The sequence below is a fragment of the Roseobacter sp. GAI101 genome (genome assembly GCF_000156335.1).
In the GTDB taxonomy this organism is placed as follows: Bacteria; Pseudomonadota; Alphaproteobacteria; order Rhodobacterales; family Rhodobacteraceae; genus Sulfitobacter.
In genome coordinates this window covers 2206231-2225323 of the sequence record NZ_DS999213.1, presented here as the reverse complement: position 1 = coordinate 2225323, position 19093 = coordinate 2206231, and the positions used below count along the sequence as shown (strand labels likewise).

Annotated in this window: 19 protein-coding genes; 17 read left to right on the top strand and 2 right to left on the bottom strand. The window is 60.2% G+C overall.

The genetic code is table 11. The annotated features are described in order from the left end of the window. The first annotated feature begins 153 nt into the window (after positions 1-153). Entirely contained in the window at positions 154-837 is a 684-nt protein-coding gene (locus tag RGAI101_RS10340; RefSeq protein WP_008227119.1) for a TetR/AcrR family transcriptional regulator, read from the top strand. Here the strand turns inward: RGAI101_RS10340 and RGAI101_RS10335 are convergent. Next, positions 834-2879, bottom strand: coding sequence for an NADH:flavin oxidoreductase (locus RGAI101_RS10335; protein ID WP_008227697.1), 2046 nt, complete (start codon positions 2877-2879; stop codon positions 834-836). The genes RGAI101_RS10340 and RGAI101_RS10335 overlap by 4 nt on opposite strands. Before the next feature lie 126 nt (positions 2880-3005). On the opposite strand from RGAI101_RS10335, the gene RGAI101_RS10330 reads away from it, so the two are divergent. The 16 genes from RGAI101_RS10330 (at position 3006) to RGAI101_RS10265 (ending at position 18041) form a co-directional block, all read left to right on the top strand. Next, on the top strand, positions 3006-3659 hold the full coding sequence (locus tag RGAI101_RS10330) for a TetR/AcrR family transcriptional regulator (protein ID WP_050763253.1): 654 nt from the start codon (positions 3006-3008) through the stop codon (positions 3657-3659). Positions 3660-3887: 228 nt separating this feature from the next. After that, on the top strand, positions 3888-4985 hold the full coding sequence (locus RGAI101_RS10325; protein ID WP_008225001.1) for an HWE histidine kinase domain-containing protein: 1098 nt from the start codon (positions 3888-3890) through the stop codon (positions 4983-4985). Next, positions 4985-5356 (top strand): response regulator, encoded by a 372-nt coding sequence (locus RGAI101_RS10320; protein ID WP_008226864.1) that lies wholly within the window; start codon positions 4985-4987, stop codon positions 5354-5356. The genes RGAI101_RS10325 and RGAI101_RS10320 overlap by 1 nt, the downstream gene beginning before the upstream one ends. Positions 5357-5461: 105 nt before the next feature. Continuing rightward, positions 5462-6697, top strand: coding sequence for a putative DNA modification/repair radical SAM protein (locus tag RGAI101_RS10315; protein WP_008225543.1), 1236 nt, complete (start codon positions 5462-5464; stop codon positions 6695-6697). Beyond that, positions 6697-8118 (top strand): UdgX family uracil-DNA binding protein, encoded by a 1422-nt coding sequence (locus tag RGAI101_RS10310; protein WP_008226553.1) that lies wholly within the window; start codon positions 6697-6699, stop codon positions 8116-8118. Before RGAI101_RS10315 ends, RGAI101_RS10310 begins: the two co-directional genes overlap by 1 nt. Before the next feature lie 77 nt (positions 8119-8195). Next, a complete protein-coding gene (locus RGAI101_RS10305; RefSeq protein ID WP_008224891.1) occupies positions 8196-8612 on the top strand; it encodes a CopG family transcriptional regulator in 417 nt (138 codons plus the stop codon). A 30-nt stretch (positions 8613-8642) separates the two neighbouring features. Next, complete coding sequence (locus RGAI101_RS10300; RefSeq protein WP_008229308.1) at positions 8643-9734, top strand: extracellular catalytic domain type 1 short-chain-length polyhydroxyalkanoate depolymerase; 1092 nt, start codon at positions 8643-8645, stop codon at positions 9732-9734. Position 9735: 1 nt separating this feature from the next. Next, positions 9736-10833: a C45 family autoproteolytic acyltransferase/hydolase gene (locus RGAI101_RS10295; RefSeq protein WP_008227486.1), complete on the top strand. Its 1098-nt coding sequence runs from the start codon at positions 9736-9738 to the stop codon at positions 10831-10833. A gap of 313 nt (positions 10834-11146) precedes the next feature. Beyond that, on the top strand, positions 11147-11272 hold the full coding sequence (locus RGAI101_RS22575) for a hypothetical protein (RefSeq protein ID WP_302621179.1): 126 nt from the start codon (positions 11147-11149) through the stop codon (positions 11270-11272). Beyond that, on the top strand, positions 11269-11433 hold the full coding sequence (hemP, locus tag RGAI101_RS21555; RefSeq protein WP_083792042.1) for a hemin uptake protein HemP: 165 nt from the start codon (positions 11269-11271) through the stop codon (positions 11431-11433). Before RGAI101_RS22575 ends, hemP begins: the two co-directional genes overlap by 4 nt. Beyond that, entirely contained in the window at positions 11430-11909 is a 480-nt protein-coding gene (locus tag RGAI101_RS10290) for a hypothetical protein (protein ID WP_008227916.1), read from the top strand. The genes hemP and RGAI101_RS10290 overlap by 4 nt, the downstream gene beginning before the upstream one ends. 11 nt (positions 11910-11920) lie before the next feature. Then, positions 11921-13183, top strand: coding sequence for an imelysin family protein (locus RGAI101_RS10285; protein WP_008228175.1), 1263 nt, complete (start codon positions 11921-11923; stop codon positions 13181-13183). A 60-nt stretch (positions 13184-13243) separates the two neighbouring features. Continuing rightward, the gene (locus tag RGAI101_RS10280) at positions 13244-14251 is read left to right on the top strand and encodes a hypothetical protein (protein ID WP_008225247.1); all 1008 of its coding nucleotides are present in this window, start codon (positions 13244-13246) and stop codon (positions 14249-14251) included. A gap of 166 nt (positions 14252-14417) precedes the next feature. After that, a complete protein-coding gene (locus RGAI101_RS10275; protein ID WP_037227951.1) occupies positions 14418-15944 on the top strand; it encodes a di-heme oxidoreductase family protein in 1527 nt (508 codons plus the stop codon). Then, positions 15941-16957, top strand: coding sequence for an imelysin family protein (locus RGAI101_RS10270; RefSeq protein WP_037227949.1), 1017 nt, complete (start codon positions 15941-15943; stop codon positions 16955-16957). Before RGAI101_RS10275 ends, RGAI101_RS10270 begins: the two co-directional genes overlap by 4 nt. A gap of 1 nt (position 16958) precedes the next feature. Beyond that, positions 16959-18041 (top strand): DUF1513 domain-containing protein, encoded by a 1083-nt coding sequence (locus RGAI101_RS10265; RefSeq protein WP_008225231.1) that lies wholly within the window; start codon positions 16959-16961, stop codon positions 18039-18041. Here the strand turns inward: RGAI101_RS10265 and RGAI101_RS10260 are convergent. After that, a complete protein-coding gene (locus RGAI101_RS10260; protein ID WP_083792080.1) occupies positions 18033-18899 on the bottom strand; it encodes a DMT family transporter in 867 nt (288 codons plus the stop codon). The two genes, RGAI101_RS10265 and RGAI101_RS10260, sit on opposite strands and share 9 nt — an antisense overlap. Positions 18900-19093: the final 194 nt, after the last annotated feature.

Here is a 19093-nt window from a genome sequence, read left to right as displayed (position 1 = left end):
CCCTAGTTGTTCGTTTGCCGGCGATTCGCTCCTCGCATCGCCGTCATGCCTCACTTATGTACCTCGTGGTTAATTTGTCAAATAGATTGTACCTTCGAGTTAATTTTGTGATATCTCAACACAAGAATCAAAAAACGTGGGGAGGCGTTTGAAATGGGTGGCAGCTGTGACGAGGCTTCTCAAAACCGGAAGACATCGTGGAAAAAGAATCCTGAGGCCGTCAAGGAGAACATCCTGACGATCGCAACTGAAGAATTCGCGGCGCAGGGTCTGTCCGGTGCGAACATCAACGAGATCGCAAAGCGGACGGCGACGTCCAAGCGGATGATCTACTATTACTTCGGCGATAAGGAAGGGTTGTACCAGCACGTGCTGGAGCGGGTCTATTCATCCCTGCGCGAGACCGAACAGGCGTTGAATGTCAGCGACCTTGAACCGGTCGCGGCCCTGCGCCGGTTGACCGAAGCGACGTTCGATTCACACGTAAACAACCCGCATTTCATCCGCCTCGTGATGATCGAGAATATTCACAACGCGGAGTATGTGAAGAAGTCGGAGATCATTCCGAAGCTGAACAAGGCGATCATCGAAAAACTGGCCGACGTTTGCGAACGGGGCAAAGCCAGCGGCGTCCTGCGCGAGGATGCCGACCCTCTCGAACTTCACTGGATGACCAGTTCGGCAAGTTTCTACAACGTCTCCAACATGGCGACGTTCTCGACCTCGTTCGGCAACAGCCTTTATACTAAAGAAGGGCAGAAAAGAATGCGGCAGCGCGTGGTCGATATGGTTTTGGGAGCTGTGGTTGTCGGCTATCAGCCACCACCTGTGTCCTAGATATCCTTCACAAGGCGCAAGGCATCATAGATCGCTGCGTGCGTGTTGCGGGCGGAAACCGCGTCGCCGATGCGGAACAACTGGAACGTGCCGCTTTCGTTGCGCGTCATCGTTTGCGGCGTGCCGGCGATCAAGGCGTCATGGTCCACGGCCCCCCCGTTCGAGCTTTTGGGCTTGAGGTCGAAATACAGATCATCCAGGGGCAGTGTGCCATAATTCACGACCACCTGATCGTAGTCCTTCATCTCTGTGTGGTCGCTGTAATCCGTGCCGATCGTTGCGGTAAGCTGGTTGCCGTTACGCAGGACACCCAGCAATCTGCGGGTCACGGTAAAGGTCACATCCTTGTCTTGCAGCGACCGCATGTAGGGCACCAGATTCATGGCCATGATGTCGGGCGAAAATGTGCGGTCAGGTGTCATCACCTCGACCTTTGATCCTGCAAAGGCCGCGATTTCCGCGGCCTGCAGGGCAGGGTGGTCGCCGCTTTCATCGTAGATCAGGATGTTTTGAGCAGGCTTCACATCGCCTGCAATGATGTCCCAGGCAGACACCACATTTGCAGCATCCTTGCCGGTCTCGAACAGCTCGAGATTGGGCATGCCCCCCGTCGCCACGATCACGACGTCGGGGTTCAGCGCCATGACATCCGCAGCTTCGGCCCAGGTGTTAAAGTGGAACACCACATCGCGTGCGGCACATTGGGCCATCCGCCACGCGATGATCGAGATCATTTCGCGCCTGCGCGGGCTGCGGGCCGTCAGACGGATCTGCCCTCCGGGATCGGCCTGCGCCTCAAAGACGACGACGTCATGGCCCCGCTCTGCCGCGACCCGCGCAGCTTCAAGGCCTGCCGGGCCCGCGCCGATGATGACGACCTTTCGCTTGACTGCGGCGGGCGAAATCTCGTGTGGCATCGTCAGTTCGCGGCCGGTCGCCGGATTGTGGATGCACAGCGCCTCGCCCGCCTGATAGATGCGATCAAGGCAATAGGTTGCACCGACGCAGGGGCGGATGTCTTCCTCGCGACCCTCGATGATCTTTTTGACCACATGCGGATCGGCCATATGGGCGCGGGTCATGCCCACCATATCCAACAACCCCGCCTCGATTGCGTGCCGAGCGGTGGCGACATCGGGGATTTTCGCTGCATGGAATGTCGGCATGCCCGTCAGCTTTTTGACCTGCCCGGCAAAGTCCAGATGCGGGGCATTTGCCATGCCCTGCACGGGAATGAGGTCGGTCATCGCGGGGTCGGTGTGAATACGGCCTCGGACGACGTTCAGGAAATCAAGCTGGCCTGTCGCGGCCAGTTTTCTGGAAATCTCCAGCCCGTCTTCGGCGGTGATCCCGCCTTTCTGCGCTTCATCGGCGGTATAACGGAAGCCGATGATGAAATCGTCTCCGACCCGCTTGCGGACCGCGCCCAGCACATCAAGCGGGAACCGCATGCGGTTCTCCAATGTATCGGCCCCGTATGGCCCGACCAGATCATTCGAAAGCGGTGACCAGAACTGATCCAGAAGGTGGCCGTAAACCTGTAGTTCGATCCCGTCCATGCCGCCGGCCTTCATGCGTTCGGCAGCATCGGCAAAGTCGGTGATGATGCGGTCAATGTCCCAATCCTCGATCAGCTTGGGAAAGGCGCGGTGTGCCGGTTCGCGGTGTTTCGACGACGATACCGACGGCAGCCAGTCACCCTTGTTCCAAGTGGTGCGCCGCCCCAGGTGTGTCAATTGGATCATGACGGCACAGCCGTGGGCGTGGCACCCGTCGGTCAGGTTTTGGATCCACGGCACGACCTCGTCCTTGTAGGCCAGAATGTTGTTGAAGACCGGCGGGCTGTCCTTTGATACCGCCGCCGATCCCGCTGTCATCGCAAGGGCCACACCAGCCTTGGCGCGCTCTTCGTGATAGGCGCGGTAGCGGTCTTTTGGCATGCCGTCCTCGGGGTAGGCCGGTTCGTGGCTGGTCGTCATGATGCGGTTCTTCAACGTCAGGTGCTTGAGTTGATAGGGCTGAAGCAGCGGGTCTTTTGTCATCGGGGTGATCTCGCAAACAAAGGTACAATCGGCTTGGCCGGTTCAGCAAAGCGACTTGACAGGGGTGTCACATTCAAAGCGTGCCGCACAATTGACATGTGTGTCAAGAGTTCTATGGTGCTTGATATGAACGCAAACCTCTCGCGGCAGCGCGGCTCCAGGGACATATGGCTGAACGCCGCGTATGATCTGTTGATTTCAGACGGTATCGAGGCTGTCAAAATCATGGCTCTGGCCAAAAGGCTCAACCTGACACGCACGGGGTTCTACTGGTTTTTCAAAGATATCGCCGAACTGCATGGCGCGATGATCGAGATGTGGGAAGCTAAGAATACCGCCACCCTCGAGGCCCGGTGCCAAAAGGATGCATCCAACATTTGCGAGGCACTTTTTCATCTGATGGACTGCTGGCTGGACACCGCGCTGTTTGATGCGCCTCTTGATCTGGCCATCCGGAACTGGGCCCGCAACGATGCCGATCTGCAACGGCGTGTCGGCGCGGCGGACAGGCGTCGTATCGGTGCGGTGTCGGGCATGTTCACGCGGCACGGCTATTCCCCCGAACAGGCAGAGGTGCGCGGGCTGACCGTGATCTATACCCAGATCGGCTATATCTCGATGCAGGTCAAAGAAACAGTCACTGAAAGGCATGCCCGCGTTCAACACTACGTCGAACTTTTCGCCGGCGTCCAACCCGACGCGCATGATGTTGACCGCTTCCTGGCGCGGCAACGGCATCTGACACAGCCCTTTGGCGAAGCAAGCAGTGCCGTTGAATAACCTCGGTCATCTTGCTTTCGGCACCTTGGGCGGATCCGTGGTTTGCGCCCTGAAACAACGTGCAGGCAGTGCTCGCCATTCCTTCTGGCCGTTGCCGGATCTGGCAGATTTCCAATGTTGCAAATTCGAAAACTATGGCATCCAATGAACGGGCGTGGTTTTTCGCTAGACTCTGCCCGCCTAAGCTCTAATTCCTCGCGGAGCACATTTAACCATCTTGGAAACAGCATGCCGACACGATCACCCGACGAGATGGCCAAGGAGCTTCTGCATCTGCAAGAAGAGTTGGCAGCACATAATGATGAAACCACCGCGCGCAGGAACAAGGCACGCAATGCCTCCAACCGATTGAGCTTTCTCGAAGCCATGATGGAAACGGTTCCGATCGGCGTCATCATGGCGGACGGGGACGGCCAGATCCTTTATGGGAACAGCCACGTTGAAAAGATGGTGCGCCATCCGGTATTCCATTCCGAGAGCACGGATTCATACGATGAATGGGTATCCTTTCACGAGGACGGCAGCCGGGTTCAGAGCCACGAATACCCCCTTGCGCGGGTCATCCTCGAAAACGAGGACCATTCCGAGATTGACGTGAACTACAAGCGGGGCGACGGGACGTTCTTCTGGATGCGCATCATTTGCGAACCCGTGCGGGATGGCGAAGGGCAGCGCATCGGGGCGACGGTTGCCCTGATCGACATCGAGGAAGAACGCCGCCTGCGCGAGGCGCAGAACATCCTGATCGCCGAACTGAACCACCGTGTCAAAAACGCCTTCAGTGTCGTCAAGTCTATCGTCAGCCAGTCCCTGCGCAAGATGCGCGTTCAGATCGGGCTGCGCGAAACCATCGACCAACGGCTGAACGCCTACGCGGTGGCGCATTCCAAATTGGTCGGTACCACGTGGGACCGTGCCGCGATCGGTGCCGTCGCTGCCGATGTGCTGGACCCGATCGGAAACGGCCGCATCATCATGAACGGCCCCCAGATCGAAATCCCCTCGCGGCAGGCGCTGGCCTTTTCAATGGCCTTTTATGAACTGGCGACAAATGCCATGAAATATGGTGCGTTGTCCGTGCCGGACGGGCGTGTCAATTTGTCTTGGGAACAAACTGAGACGGAAAATGGTTCTGCTATAGAACTCCATTGGATCGAGACAGGCGGACCCGGTGCGGAAAAACCGAAAGAGACGGGTTTTGGCAGCATCATCACCGGGCGCGCGCTTCAGATGGAAACAGGCGGAGAGATTAAGACATTCTTCGAGCCTGATGGATATAAATGGCACCTTCGGATGCCGCAACAAACGGAAGACCATTTAAAATAATGACTAATGCTCCCCAGAACATATTCATCGTTGAGGACGAGGTCGTCGTGGCCTTTGAAATGACTGACATCCTAGAGGATATCGGCTTTACCGTCGTTGGTCCAAGTATCCATCTTGAAGACGCCAAGGTCAAAGCCCGCGAAGGTGATATCGACATCGCCTTTCTGGATGTGAACCTAGGCCACAACAAGACGTCAAAGCCCGTTGCGGATATCCTGCGCGAACGCGGCATCCCCTTCGTTTACATCACGGCCTATGATCGCGATCAGATCAGCTTTGTCGGGCCAGACGACCGTGTGGTGAAAAAACCCGTCAGCAGCCAAAAGCTGATCGAAACACTGCGTCGCGTGTATCCAGACCTGGAAACGTAAGTCCCGGCCGCGGCACGAAACCGCCTTGGCCGTACGCGCAGGCCACGGCGGTGTTACACGGCGATTTGACATGACATCCGTCAGATAAGAACATACAGTGAACGTATGGTTAAACATACGGTAGAACAAAAGCTCGCGATTCTAAGTGACGCGGCAAAATATGACGCTTCCTGCGCCTCTTCAGGCTCTACGAAGCGCGATTCGCGTGATGGCAAAGGGTTGGGATCAAACGAAGGCAGTGGCATTTGCCACGCCTATGCTCCGGATGGCCGCTGCATCAGTCTGCTGAAAATCCTGATGACCAATTTCTGCATTTACGACTGCAGCTATTGCATCAATCGGGCGTCGTCGAACGTCACACGCGCACGGTTCAGCGTGGATGAAGTGGTCAAACTGACCATCGAATTCTACCGCCGCAATTATATCGAAGGGTTGTTCCTGTCCTCGGGCGTGATCCGGTCGCCGGATGCAACCATGTCCGACATGGTGCAAATCGCGCGCAAACTGCGCCACGAGGAAAACTTTCGCGGCTACATTCACCTGAAAACCATCCCTGATGCCGCCCCCGAACTGATTGCCGAAGCAGGATTGCTGGCGGATCGTTTGTCGATCAACGTCGAACTGCCCACCGACGCCGCGATCCAGCAATACGCCCCCGAGAAGAAGCCCGAACAGATCCGCAAGGCGATGGCCGATTTCCGGCTGCGCAAAGACGTGTCCAAAGACACATCCCACACAGGCAAGCGCCCGCCGCGGTTCGCGCCTGCGGGGCAGTCGACGCAGATGATCATCGGGGCCGACGGGTCGAATGATGCCACCGTGCTGGGGCAATCCACGCGGCTCTATTCCAGCTACAAGCTCAAGCGTGTTTATTATTCCGCCTTCTCGCCGATCCCTGACAGTTCCTCCAAGCTGCCGTTGATCCGTCCGCCGTTGCAGCGTGAACACCGGCTTTATCAGGCGGATTGGCTGCTGCGGTTCTATGATTTTCAGCTGGACGAGATTACGTCGGTGACCGCCGACGGGAACCTTGATCTTGAGGTTGATCCCAAGCTGGCCTGGGCCTTGGTACACCGCGCGGTCTTCCCGCTGGACGTCAACCGCGCCAGTCGCGAGATGCTGTTGCGCGTGCCCGGCTTTGGCTTGAAAACCGTCAACCGCATCCTGTCCACCCGCCGCCACCGCACCCTGCGCTACGAGGATCTGATCCGCATGGGCGCGTCCATGAAAAAGGCGCGCAGCTTTATCACGGCGGCCGGTTGGTCCCCCGGCAGTCTGACCGACAGCGTTAATTTGCGCGCCCGCTTTACGCCTCCGCCACAGCAACTTAGCCTATTCTGATGCACCGCGCCGTCATGCCACAGATCGGCACCGCGCAGGCGTGGCGCGATGCGGCGCGGCAGTTTCTGGCAGCCGGTATCCGCCCCGAGGACATCTTGTGGGGTGATGCCAACACGGCACCCGACCTGTTTGGCACCGACGCGCCCCTGCGTCCAAACGGCCAAGTCTCCGTGCCGCGCAGTTTTGTCAGCATGGCAAGCAGCGTGGTCTGGCACGGCGATCCTGAACGCTTTGCCCGGCTTTATACTTTTTTGTGGCGGTTGAAAGATGCGCCGCATCTTATGACGGATCGCGGCGATCGCGATCTGTCGCGGCTGCGGCAAATGGAAAAGAACGTGCATCGCTGCCAGCACAAGATGAAAGCCTTCGTGCGCTTTCGCGAGATTGGCGAAGCCGATGCGCCGCGCCGGTCCTTTGCCGCCTGGTTTGAACCGACGTACCATACGGTTGAACCCACGGCGGATTTCTTTGTGCGCCGCTTCAGCGATATGGATTGGCGTATCCTGACGCCGGATGTGTCCGCAGTGTTTGAAAACGGCAAGCTGTCGTTTCACGAGGGGCAGGAAAAGCCGCACCTGCCCGAAGACGCCAGCGAACAGCTTTGGATCACCTATTTCCAGAATATCTTTAACCCCGCGCGGCTCATGGTCAAAGCCATGCAATCCGAGATGCCCAAGAAATACTGGAAGAACATGCCCGAAGCGGCATTCATCCCCCGGATGATCGCCGATGCCCCTGCCCGCGCGCGTGCCATGGCCCAAGCGGCCCCGTCGCTGCCCCCCGCGCGGATGGCGCAGGTTCAGGCGCAACTGGCGGCGCATCACTCGGCGTGGGACGGCCCCAGCGATGCGCTGCCCGCCGCGATTGCCGCCTGCACCCGCTGCCCGCTGCATTGTACCGCGACGCAAGCCGTCGTGGGCGAAGGGCCGATGGATGCCGACCTGATGATCGTTGGCGAACAGCCCGGAGACCAAGAAGACCTGAGCGGTCGCCCCTTTGTCGGTCCTGCCGGGCAGTTGTTCGACCAGATCGCCGTACAGGCGGGGCTGGACCGGTCCCGGGCCTATGTCACCAATGCGGTGAAGCACTTTAAATTCACGCCGCGCGGTAAAAAGCGTATCCACCAGCGGCCCAACACCTCTGAGATTGACCATTGCCGCTGGTGGCTGGATGCCGAAGTGGCGCAAGTGAAGCCCAAGCTGATCCTTGGCATGGGGGCCACGGCCGCCGAGGGGCTGACGGGCCGCCGTGACGCGATCCTTGCCCGCCGTGGCAAGGTGGAAGAGGCGCCAGACGGCACACCCGTGCTGCTGACCCTGCACCCGTCCTATCTGCTGCGTCTGCCCGACCGTGCCGCCAAGGCGGATGCCACCGCGCAATTCAGAGCCGATCTGGAAACAGCTGTGCGGATGTTGGCCTAAGCGCGGGTAAATCCAAATCACGTGTTGCAAACTGGCGGTTAGCATCCATATACCATCCACATGGATGGAGAAACGTCATGAGCAACGTCAGACAGATCCGGGACAAGATGCCGGAAAACGAAAAGATCACCATCAACCTTGGCTTTGTCGATCTGGGCCGGATTGATCTGTTGGTGCAGGAAGGGTTCTATTCGAACCGCAGCGATTTTATCCGCACTGCCATTCGCAACCAGTTGGACCATCAATCCGATACCGTGACGCAGTCAATCGACCGCCACACGATGGAACTGGGCCTGCGCGATTACACCACAGCCGATCTTGAGGCCGTGCAGGCTGCCAATGAAATCCTGCACATCAAGGTGGTGGGCCTTGCCCGCATCGCCAGCGACGTGACGCCCGAACTGGCGCTTGCCACCATCGGGTCGATCAACGTGCTGGGCGCGCTTCAGGCCAGTGCCGAGGTGAAGAAGGCCTTGGGCGCACGGATCAGCTGACCCCGATTTAACCTCTTAAAGGAAACTGAAATGACACATGAATTCAACTCGGCTCTGCGCCGGGCCAGTAAACTTGTGCGCGCGGGAAACCCCGTGGGCGCGACCGAAATGATACAAGCCGCCCTTGGCGTGGGCGGATTGCCCGGCCAGGGGGCGTCTACCACAACGCCCCTTGAAAGGTTCGGTCGCGCCAAGGCAGGCTGCAGCTTGCGCGAAACGCTTGCCAGCCTGAGCAACATGCCGAAATCCCCGATGCCGGCGGCAAATGTGACGGAGCCACCCCTGCCGGATGGTGCGCGATTTGACAGTGGCACCGTAACCTGTGCGCAAGGCAGCAGGGAGTACCGCGTTTACATCCCCGATCTGAACGGGGCCGCGCCGACGGGCCTGATCATGATGCTGCATGGCTGCACGCAGTCGCCCGTGGATTTTGCAAAAGGCACGGGCATGAACCAACTGGCTGATAAACATGGGCTGGTTGTGGTCTATCCGGCGCAATCGCGGGGGGCCAACATGCAATCTTGCTGGAACTGGTTTGCGGCTGCCGACCAGGCGCGCGATGCAGGCGAACCCGCGATCCTTGCCGAACTGGCAGGGCAAATGCAGCGCGATCATCGGATTCCGCAGGGTCGCTGCTTTGTTGCGGGACTGTCTGCTGGGGCCGCGATGGCGGTCATTCTGGGGCAGACCTATCCGGACGTATTTGACGCTGTTGGCGCGCATTCGGGGCTGCCTTACAAGGCTGCGCACGACATGCCGTCCGCCTTTGCCGCGATGGGGGCATGGGGCGCGCATGGCCAGAAAGCGCAGCCCATTCCCACGATCGTGTTTCATGGTGACACCGATCATACGGTGAATGCGGCGAATGGCCAACGCATCGCGGAAGATGCTGCGACGGGCCCGCAGGTGATCGACGACGGCACCATCGGCAAACGCAGGTTTACCCGAAGCACGGTCCTGGCGACCGAGGGACATCCGGTGGTGGAGCATTGGACCATTGCGGGGCTGGGTCACGCCTGGTCCGGTGGCAATGCCGCAGGATCCTACACCGACCCCGACGGCCCCGACGCCAGCACCGAAATGGTGCGGTTCTTCCTCGATCTCCCTTTGAAAGGCGCATGACATGACCCATTCCCTGACCTTCGATGCGATCAGCGAAACAACCCCCGGCCAAAAGTGGGCAGCCCGCTGGCAGCGTTCATGGCCTGCATACGAAGCGTGGTTCGTGGCGCGCGGCGGCGACAGCGGTCCCGACCGTGCCGCCTGCGTTGCCGCTTTGGAAAAGTACATGCCCGAACTGGTGCCGGTTCACGCGCAACTGACCGCCTTGGCGGGCGGATCGGACCGCGCCGCGTGCTTTTTGTCAACGTGGTGCCCGCCCAGCTATCTGGGAGGCTGTTCGCTGGCCGTCGCCACGTCCAAGGACGACATTCGCCTTGTGCGCAACTACGATCTGTCGCCTGACCTGAACGAAGGCCTGCTGCTGCACAGTGCGTGGACCGGCCGCCGCGTCATGGGCATGGTCGAGTTCCTGTGGGGCCTGTCCGACGGGATCAACGACGCGGGGCTAAGCATCGCGCTGGCCTATGGCGGGCGGCAGGAAACCGGGCGCGGTTTCGGCATCACCACGATCCTGCGCTATGTGCTTGAAACCTGCGACACGGTCCCGCAAGCGTTGCGTGCCCTGCAACGGGTGCCGTCGCATATGCCCTATAATGTGGTGGTAGCCGATGCCTCGGGCGCTGCAGCAAGTGTCGAGATCTACGCCGGTGGGGGTGCCAAGGTGCAGCCTCGCCTTGTCGCCACGAACCACCAGACCGACGGCAGCACCCCTGATCGCGGTGCCTTCACCCGCACGTTCGAGAGATCTGACCATCTGGACGGGGTGTTGTCGGGCGGGTGTACGCCGTCGACCCTTGCCAGCCGATTCCAAGAGGCCCCGTTAAGGCAAGACCGCTACGGCGAAGGTTTCGGCACTTTGTTCACCGCCGAATACCAGCCGCTGCGGCGTCATATGACCCTGCACTGGGAAGGCGTCGTCTGGGAACAGTCCATTGACGCTTTTGAGGAGGGATCGAGGGTTGTGCGCTATGGCAGCGGGAACATCAGCGGACAAGCCCCTGCGGGTGACATTGATTGGGTCAAGATCGGCATGGAGTATGCTGCGGGGCGGCAACCGGACTGGCGCAGCTTTGTTCCGGGGTGGAAGGACGTGGCCTAGCCCGGCCAAAAATCCCGTGCCTGTCCGTTGGCCAAGTGCGCCCTGACGCGGTTGATCCGCTTCGTCAGGGCGTAGGCGGGGGTCGTCGCACAGACCAAACCCGCAGCTTTAGGTTCATGTTCGGCAGTGTCGCGACCCTGAAGGTTTTGCGCCTCTGAGCGACCTCATTACCCCCTTCTTTAACCGCGATAATAGTTTACTAATTTTGTCGGATTGACATATCCTATGAAATCACTCAGGAATGCATCATGTCAAGCCACCCCGGGTCTGAAACTGGGGACGCCCGATACGCGAGCCATGTGAGGACTTCGAAATGCATCATTCTGCACCCCATTCAAAACCGCACGCCGACGGTCAGGTCGTTCAACTGACCGGGACGCAAAAGGCGCTGGCGTGGACGCGTGACCTTGCGCAAGTGCAAGGCGGGGTGACGGCATGAGCTTTCATTCCGTACCGGCGCAACGTGCCCCCGCAGACCACTTGCCCACCTACGCGGCCAGCGATCTGACCGGCGGCGGCGATCTTGCGCAGATCGTGCTGAACGATCAAACCTACACCCTGCGGATCACGCGGGCCGGCAAATTGATTCTGACCAAATGACCAACGCAGCGGAAAAACGCGGCGGCGCACCTGTCGGCTTGCTCACGGAGCTGACGGCGATCGAAGCGACCTCCGTTATGTGTCTGCGGCTTTGGTCCGATGGCGCAGACGCGCAAGCCAAGGTGCTGGATGACTTCGTCGCAGGGCTTGGCGCTGTTCGGGGGCGCAAGGCGATGCAGTCGTTCGAACGGCTGTGCGATCTGTGTGCCAGCTATGGCCGCCGCCCGCTGATGCGCCATGCTGTGCAGTGCAAATGCCTTGGCGCGGACGAATCCTGCTTTGCCAACTTCATCGCCACCGCAGCCGAGGGAGAGCGGGAGGACGCCTTGTTGATCGCCACCTTGCTGGTTCGGCCGGACGTGGCCCCCTTGATCGCATCCTGCGCCGCCGAATTCGGGCTGGCGCTGAAGCGGATGCACCTTTGCAGGCCGCGAAACATCGCCGGTCTGGACACAACCCCCACCACATTTCACTAAAGGGATCCTCCATGATACGTATTCATCTTTTGACACCTCTTGCCTTGCTGGCGCTCGCGTCCCCGGCTGCAGCCCTTGAAAAAGCCGAAGTGCTTGGCACCTATGCAGACATCGCCGCCGCAAAATACGAGGACAGCCTGATCACCGCACAGCGGCTTCAGACTGCCGTGGCCGCACTGGTTTCCGATCCCTCTGCCGATACGCTGACCGCGGCCCGTTCGGCATGGTTGGCAGCCCGCGTGCCGTATCAGCAGACCGAGGTGTACCGTTTCGGCAATCCGATCGTGGATGACTGGGAAGGCAAGGTGAATTCATGGCCCCTTGATGAAGGCCTGATCGACTATGTCGATGCGTCCTATGGCGGGCCGTCGGATGAAAACGAACTGGCCGGACTGAACGTGATCAGCAGCCCGACCTTTACGTTGTCTGGCACGGAAATTGACGCCTCGACCATCACGCCTGCCTTTCTGTCCGACACCCTGCACGAAGCCGACGGGATAGAAGCGAACGTGGCCACTGGGTACCATGCCATTGAATTCCTGCTGTGGGGGCAGGACCTGAACGGGCACGGCGATGGCGCAGGCAACCGCCCTTGGACGGATTACGCTAAGGGTGACGCGTGCACGAACGCCAACTGCGATCGCCGGGGCGCATACCTGACCGCTGCGACCGACCTGCTGGTGTCTGACCTGACGTGGATGACGGCGCAATGGGCCGACGACGGCGCTGCGCGCGCAGAACTGACGCAAGACACCAATGCAGGTCTGGCAGCCATTCTTACTGGTATGGGGTCCTTGTCCTACGGCGAACAGGCGGGCGAAAGGATGCGCCTTGGCCTGATGCTGAACGACCCCGAAGAAGAGCACGATTGCTTTTCCGACAACACGCACAACAGCCACTATTATGACGGGCTTGGCATCCAAAGCGCGTATCTGGGCGAATATGTCCGCATCGACGGTACCATGGTGTCGGGCCCATCCCTTGCCGATATGGTCGCCGAGACAGACGCCGACCTTAACACGGAAATGCAAGCCAAGCTGAGCAAGACCATGATGGCGCTTGGCCGGATCAAGACCGCAGCCGAGGCAGGTTTCGCCTATGACCAGATGCTGGCGCGCGGGGATGCGGGCGGTGAGGCGCTCATCATGGGCGGCGTTGATGCCCTGATCGACCAAACCCGCTCCATCGAACGTGTCGTCACGACGCTTGGTCTTGATCAGATCGCGTTTGAAGGGTCGAACAGCCTTGATGATCCGAACGCCGTTTTCCAATAAACCAACCCGCCAGCACGTCGCCAGCCACGTTGATCCACATCTGAACCGGGACACCCATAGATGAAAAAGACGATACTTACCGCGGGGCTTTACGGCCTCGTGCTGGCTGGCGGCACCGCACTTCACGCTCAGGACGCAGGCTTTGCCTGGGGCGGCAGCCTTGAGGTCGGCGTTGACAGCACGGTCAATGCCAGTGACCCAGCATCCGAGGTGACAGATACCTACCTCAGCTTTGAGGCTGCTTTCAGCGCGGCGTTGACGGACCGCATCAGCGCCTTTGGTGGACTGACGCTCGAATCCGTAACGGACGCCGCAGATGATCGCACCTTTGATGATCTGGGGCTGTACATTAGCGAACTGGGACTGCGGTTCGCCTTTGGCGAAACGGTGATGTCGGTGGGCAAGCTTAGCCCGGTGTTCGCAGTCGCTTGGGATGCCGCGCCGGGATTCTACGGCACGTCACTGGTCGAAGATTACGAGTTGAGCGAAATGATCGGTGTCACCGTGGACACGCCCGCGGGCACCACGGGGGGCATTTTGTCATTTGCGGCGTTCTACGTCGATGACAGCTTTCTGAGCGACAGCATCGGCAATAAACGCGGGCGCAATTCGGTTGCCGCAGGGGGTGTCGGCAACACGGGCAAGCTGAACAACTTTGCAATCCAGTACACGCAGGAATTTGGCGCTACGACCGGCTGGGTCGGCGCGCGCCACCAGTCGGCGGGCGAGGGGGATGCATCAGATGAAACGGGTGTCGTCGTTGGCGCGACCCATGATTTCGGCAACGGGTTCGACATGATTGCAGAGGTCGCGCATTTTGACGGCGCGGGCGGCACTGACGCAAACGCGACCTATGCGACGTTGGGCGGTGCTTATGCGCTGGGCGATTGGACGTTTTCCACGACTGCCACCACGGTTGATACCGCAGCAGGCACCGACAGCGTGATCGCATTTGGCGTGGACCGCGCCGTGACGGAAAGTATCGAGGTCAACTTTGGCGTGGCACGTTTCGATGTCGGGGACGAGAAATCCACCGCTGTCGGCCTGGCCGTTGTGGTGTCGTTCTAACGGGATGATGATACAGCGCCGCTACTGCCAGCCTACCACGGAAACCGCCTTGGTTGAGGGGGCGGTGATCCGTGGATAAGGTGCGATCGACTTTATGGTTGAAGAAAGCGATCAAGTGGTAAGACGGCGTGGACAAAAAATGGGCGGCAAAATGCATCGAACATGGATGAAAAGTAGCAGCCTTATCGCATTGGCGTTGGTGTTCACCACCGCCGCCAATGCGCAGGACCCCGGTTTCAATCTGGGTGATCCACATCTGAACGTGATCCCCCGGTCAGCAAAGGAAGCGGAACGGATTGCTGCGGTTACCGCGCCGACCACGGATTTCAGCGCGCCCCAGAAGTTCGAGGAAAAGCCGGCTGGGGCCGCGACGGTACGCGCCCGCAAGACGGCCGATGCCTTCTCTCAGCCCTCGGGCAACATCACCTTCGAGGACGAGTTGACCTTCAAGGTGGGCAACGGCCTGTTTCGCAAGCTTTGGGTGTCATCCCCTTCATCGACGCTGGCTTCTGACGGGCTGGGGCCGCTTTACAATGCGCGGTCCTGCCAGCGCTGCCACATCAAGGACGGGCGCGGCCATCCGCCCGAAGGCCCCGATGACAACGCCATCTCGATGTTCCTGCGTATCTCGATCCCGGGCACGGTGGATGATGCAATGGCGCAGATCAAGGATTACATCGGGACCCGCCCCGATCCGACCTATGGTACGCAATTGCAGGATTTTGCCGTGCCGGGCCATGCCTCTGAATACCGGCTTGAAATCAGCTATACGGAAACGAAGATCGCCCTTGCCGACGGGCAAACCGTATCGCTGAGACAGCCAACCTATACCGCTGCCGATCTGGGGTACGGCCCGTTGCACCCCGACGCGATGCTTAGCCCGCGCGTCGCGCCGCAGATGATCGGACTGGGCCTGTTGGAAGCCATTTCCAGCGCCGATATCCTTGCCGGTGCCGACCCCGACGACGCCGACGGCGACGGGATATCGGGACGGCCCAACATCGTCTGGTCGCAGGTTCATGCGCAGCCCATGCTGGGGCGTTTCGGGATGAAGGCGGGCAATCCCACCATCCTGGAACAATCCGCCTCTGCCTTTGTCGGGGATATCGGCATTTCCAATCCCATCTTTACTGCAGGTGCCGGCGAATGCACGGACCTTCAGGCCGACTGTCAGGCAGCCCAGCACGGTGACGGCGATGACCGTGTGTTCGAGGTTGATGAAAAGGGGCTTGATCTGGTCACCTTCTACAGCCGCAACCTGGGTGTTCCGGCACGTCGGAATGTCGATGACCCACAGGTCCTGCGCGGCAAAAAGCTGTTCTATCAAACCGGCTGCACGGCCTGTCACACCCCCAGTTTCGTGACCCAGCGACTGCAAGACCGACCCGAACAGAGTTTCCAGCTGATCTGGCCCTTTACCGACCTGTTGCTCCATGACATGGGGCCTGCGCTGGCCGACAACCGCCCCGAAGCCCGTGCAACGGGCAGCGAATGGCGCACGCCGCCGCTGTGGGGTATCGGGTTGACAGGCCAGGTCAGCGGGCACACATATTTTCTGCATGACGGGCGCGCCCGATCGCTGTTGGAGGCCGTACTGTGGCACGGCGGCGAAGCCAAAGCGCAGCGCGATGCCGTGATCCAACTTCCTACCGCGGATCGGGAGGCCCTGATCGCCTATCTGGAGAGCTTATGAGACGTTTCATCCTTCGTGCGGCACTGATGGCCCTGCCTATGGCTGCCGGTGCCGAAACACCGCAGGACATTATCACGGATGTCGTCAATGATCACATTCTGGTGCAGTTCGGCACGCTGGACACCATGGCCCAACGGCTGCGTGACGTGGCGCTGGACGACTGCGATCCGGCATCCGAAACCCTGCGCGCGTCCTATGGCGACGCTTTCGATGCCTGGATCGCAGCCAGCCATCTGCGCTTTGGACCGACGGAAACCGACAACCGCGCTTTCGCACTGGCGTTCTGGCCCGACAGTCGCGGTGCAACGCCCCGTGCGCTGGCCGCATTGATCGCGGATGAAGACAAGATAGCGCAAAGCCCCGAAAGTTATGCCGAAATGTCCATCGCGGCGCGGGGATTTTATGCCATGGAATACCTGCTGTATGACGAGACATTAAGCACTGCCGGTGATCCGGCCTATCACTGCACGCTGGTCCAGACTGTTGCTGGCGATATCGCGGCGAACAGCGCGGCGATATTGAACGACTGGCAGTCTTTCTACGCCGATCGCCTGATTGCCCCCGCTCCGGACGGTACGTACCATTCACACGAAGAAGTCCTGAAAGAGCTGTTCAAGGCAGAGACTGCGGGGCTGGAGTTTACGTCGGACGTGCGCATGGGCCGCCCGTTGGGGACGTTTGACCACCCGCGTGCATCGCGGGCGGAAAGCTGGCGCGCGGGCCGGTCTGCGCGCCATGTGGAACTAAGCCTGATCGCGCTGAGGGACCTCGCGTTGCGTCTGGCCATGGGCAAACCTGATCTGGTCGCCGAACTGGGCGGCGATTTCCAGAAGGCACTGGACCAACTGGCTGCGTTGAACGATCCGGTCTTTGCCGGTGTCGACGATCCGCAAAGCCGCCTGAGGGTCGAGGTTGTGCAGCAGTCCATCGACGCCATCCGCGCCACGGTGCGCGAGGATCTGGGGCCGACACTGGGTGTCGCGGCGGGCTTCAACGCTTTGGATGGGGATTGACATGGACAGTATGAAACCCGGACGCCGCCGTTTTCTGGGCGGGCTTTTGGCGGCGGGGCTGGTGCCTGCGCCCACTTGGGCCGATGTCGGCTCTCCGGCATATCTGTCGGCGGCGGCAAAACCGGATGGGGCATATGTCTTGTGCGGGATCAGCGCCGCCTTAGACGTGCTGTTTGAAATCCCGTTGCCCGTGCGGGGCCATGCGGCAGCAGGCCACCCCGCGCGGCCCGAAGCGGTGGCGTTCGCCCGCCGCCCCGGCACTGTCGCAATGGTGATCAACTGCGCCACGGGAACCCCCAAGGCAACGCTGGACGCGCCGGAAGGCCGCCATTTCTACGGGCACGGGGCGTTTTCCGCCGACGGTGCCTGGCTGTTCACGACCGAAAATGACTTTGAGGCGGGGCGGGGCGTTGTCGGGGTCTGGGACGTGGCTGCCGGTTATAAACGCACCGGTGAATTCGACAGTGGCGGTGTCGGTCCGCATGACATCAAGCGGCTTCCCGGTTCCGACACGTTAGTGATTGCGAATGGCGGCATCGACACGCATCCGGGGTCGGGGCGGGCCAAGCTGAACATCGCGACGATGCAGCCCAACCTGTCCTATGCCGAAAACGGTCGCATCACGGAAACCACCAGTCTGCCTGCGGACCTGCATATGAATTCGATCCGGCATCTGGACGTCGCGCCCACGGGCGATGTGGCGTTCGGGATGCAATGGCAGGGCGATACGCCCGTAGCGTCGCTGGTCGGGGTGCACAAAAGAGGCGCTGCGCCGGTCTTGTTGGATGCGCCCGCCGAGGATGCGCGCAGGCTGGACGGCTATATCGGCAGCATCGCGTTTTCGAAAGACGGCAAATCCATCGCGGCGACGTCACCGCGTGGCAGCGTGCTGCATGTCTACGACGCCGAAAACATGCGCCTCAAGGCCAGCCTTGATCTGGAGGACGTGTGCGGCGTCGCAACACATGAAACGGGGTTCACGCTGACATCCGGGACAGGGTTGCTCAGCGGGCTGCGCGGGCAAAACCTGCAATCCGGGTCGCGGGCAAAGCAGGCATGGGACAATCATCTCGTCCTACTTTAACAATGCCGCATCGTGTGGCGGGGGGGCCTCTATTGCCTTCCCCCGCCAGAGGATGAACAGCCCGGAAATGACGATCAGGCCGGATCCCGCAAGCATGGGAATGCTGAGTTCCTCGCCAAACAGGGCGACGCCAAAGGCGATGCCAAACAAGAGCCGGGTGTATCTGAACGGTGTCACCGCCGAAACGTCGCCGGTGCGCATCGCCTTCATCAGGCAGGAATAGGCCCCCACGCCGGCAAGCACCGACAGCAGCAGGTAAAGGGAGATTTCGACGCTCGGGCGCACATACGCCTGTCCTTGCCAGATGGAATAGGCCACGCCCGCGATGACAACCGCGATAAAGCCGTATAACCCAAGCAGCCACGTGCTGAGCGTTGCAGGTGCGGCGCGGCTGGCCAGATCGCGCCCTGCAAATCCGATCATGCCGATCACCGCCAGAACGGACAGCATCGAAAAGCTATCGGTGCCCGGTCGTATGATGATGATAACGCCGATCAGCCCAATGATGATCGCCGTCCATCTGCGCCATCCCACCTTTTCACCGAACACCAGCGCGGCACCCGCCACAACGACAAGCGGCGTCGCCTGCAAGATCACGGTCGCTGCCGATAACGGGATCACGGCAATGGCCAGGACGTAGAACAGGCGGCCGACGATCTCGAACAGGATCCGAAAGCGCATCGGGCGTGACACCACGTCTTTCACGAACAAGGGTTGAGCGTTCAACCGTGCCAGACCTGCAAAAATCAGTGCGCCCCCCATGCCGAAGATCACCAGAATTTGGCCGACGGGCAGCATGACCGAAGCAGCCTTGATGAACGCATCCTCGCTGGCAAAGACAGCCATCGCCGCGACCATCCAGAGGCTGCCAATCAGGTTTGCTTTGCGGTCGTTCGGCAGTCGTGTCGTCACGGGTATTTCCAATATTGGGGTCGGCCGCCAAAACGCGATTTGACCCATCGGCCAAGGGGACCGCAGTTGCTCTGGCCTTGCAGATCAAGGATAGTGATGGAACGGTGTCTGGTCCATGTCAAACCGGGCTTGGCGGACAT

Bases quoted from the DNA above. Each gene is read 5' to 3' on its own strand.
- RGAI101_RS10335 (WP_008227697.1), bottom strand. From the start codon at position 2,879: ATGACAAAAGACCCGCTGCTTCAGCCCTATCAACTCAAGCACCTGACG.
- RGAI101_RS10310 (WP_008226553.1), top strand. From the start codon at position 6,697: ATGCACCGCGCCGTCATGCCACAGATCGGCACCGCGCAGGCGTGGCGC.
- RGAI101_RS10320 (WP_008226864.1), top strand. From the start codon at position 4,985: ATGACTAATGCTCCCCAGAACATATTCATCGTTGAGGACGAGGTCGTC.
- RGAI101_RS10285 (WP_008228175.1), top strand. From the start codon at position 11,921: ATGATACGTATTCATCTTTTGACACCTCTTGCCTTGCTGGCGCTCGCG.
- hemP (WP_083792042.1), top strand. From the start codon at position 11,269: ATGAGCTTTCATTCCGTACCGGCGCAACGTGCCCCCGCAGACCACTTG.
- RGAI101_RS10270 (WP_037227949.1), top strand. From the start codon at position 15,941: ATGAGACGTTTCATCCTTCGTGCGGCACTGATGGCCCTGCCTATGGCT.
- RGAI101_RS22575 (WP_302621179.1), top strand. From the start codon at position 11,147: ATGCATCATTCTGCACCCCATTCAAAACCGCACGCCGACGGTCAGGTC.
- RGAI101_RS10260 (WP_083792080.1), bottom strand. From the start codon at position 18,899: ATGGTCGCGGCGATGGCTGTCTTTGCCAGCGAGGATGCGTTCATCAAG.
- RGAI101_RS10340 (WP_008227119.1), top strand. From the start codon at position 154: ATGGGTGGCAGCTGTGACGAGGCTTCTCAAAACCGGAAGACATCGTGG.
- RGAI101_RS10300 (WP_008229308.1), top strand. From the start codon at position 8,643: ATGACACATGAATTCAACTCGGCTCTGCGCCGGGCCAGTAAACTTGTG.
- RGAI101_RS10265 (WP_008225231.1), top strand. From the start codon at position 16,959: ATGGACAGTATGAAACCCGGACGCCGCCGTTTTCTGGGCGGGCTTTTG.
- RGAI101_RS10280 (WP_008225247.1), top strand. From the start codon at position 13,244: ATGAAAAAGACGATACTTACCGCGGGGCTTTACGGCCTCGTGCTGGCT.
- RGAI101_RS10290 (WP_008227916.1), top strand. From the start codon at position 11,430: ATGACCAACGCAGCGGAAAAACGCGGCGGCGCACCTGTCGGCTTGCTC.
- RGAI101_RS10325 (WP_008225001.1), top strand. From the start codon at position 3,888: ATGCCGACACGATCACCCGACGAGATGGCCAAGGAGCTTCTGCATCTG.
- RGAI101_RS10275 (WP_037227951.1), top strand. From the start codon at position 14,418: ATGAAAAGTAGCAGCCTTATCGCATTGGCGTTGGTGTTCACCACCGCC.
- RGAI101_RS10305 (WP_008224891.1), top strand. From the start codon at position 8,196: ATGAGCAACGTCAGACAGATCCGGGACAAGATGCCGGAAAACGAAAAG.
- RGAI101_RS10295 (WP_008227486.1), top strand. From the start codon at position 9,736: ATGACCCATTCCCTGACCTTCGATGCGATCAGCGAAACAACCCCCGGC.
- RGAI101_RS10315 (WP_008225543.1), top strand. From the start codon at position 5,462: ATGGTTAAACATACGGTAGAACAAAAGCTCGCGATTCTAAGTGACGCG.
- RGAI101_RS10330 (WP_050763253.1), top strand. From the start codon at position 3,006: ATGAACGCAAACCTCTCGCGGCAGCGCGGCTCCAGGGACATATGGCTG.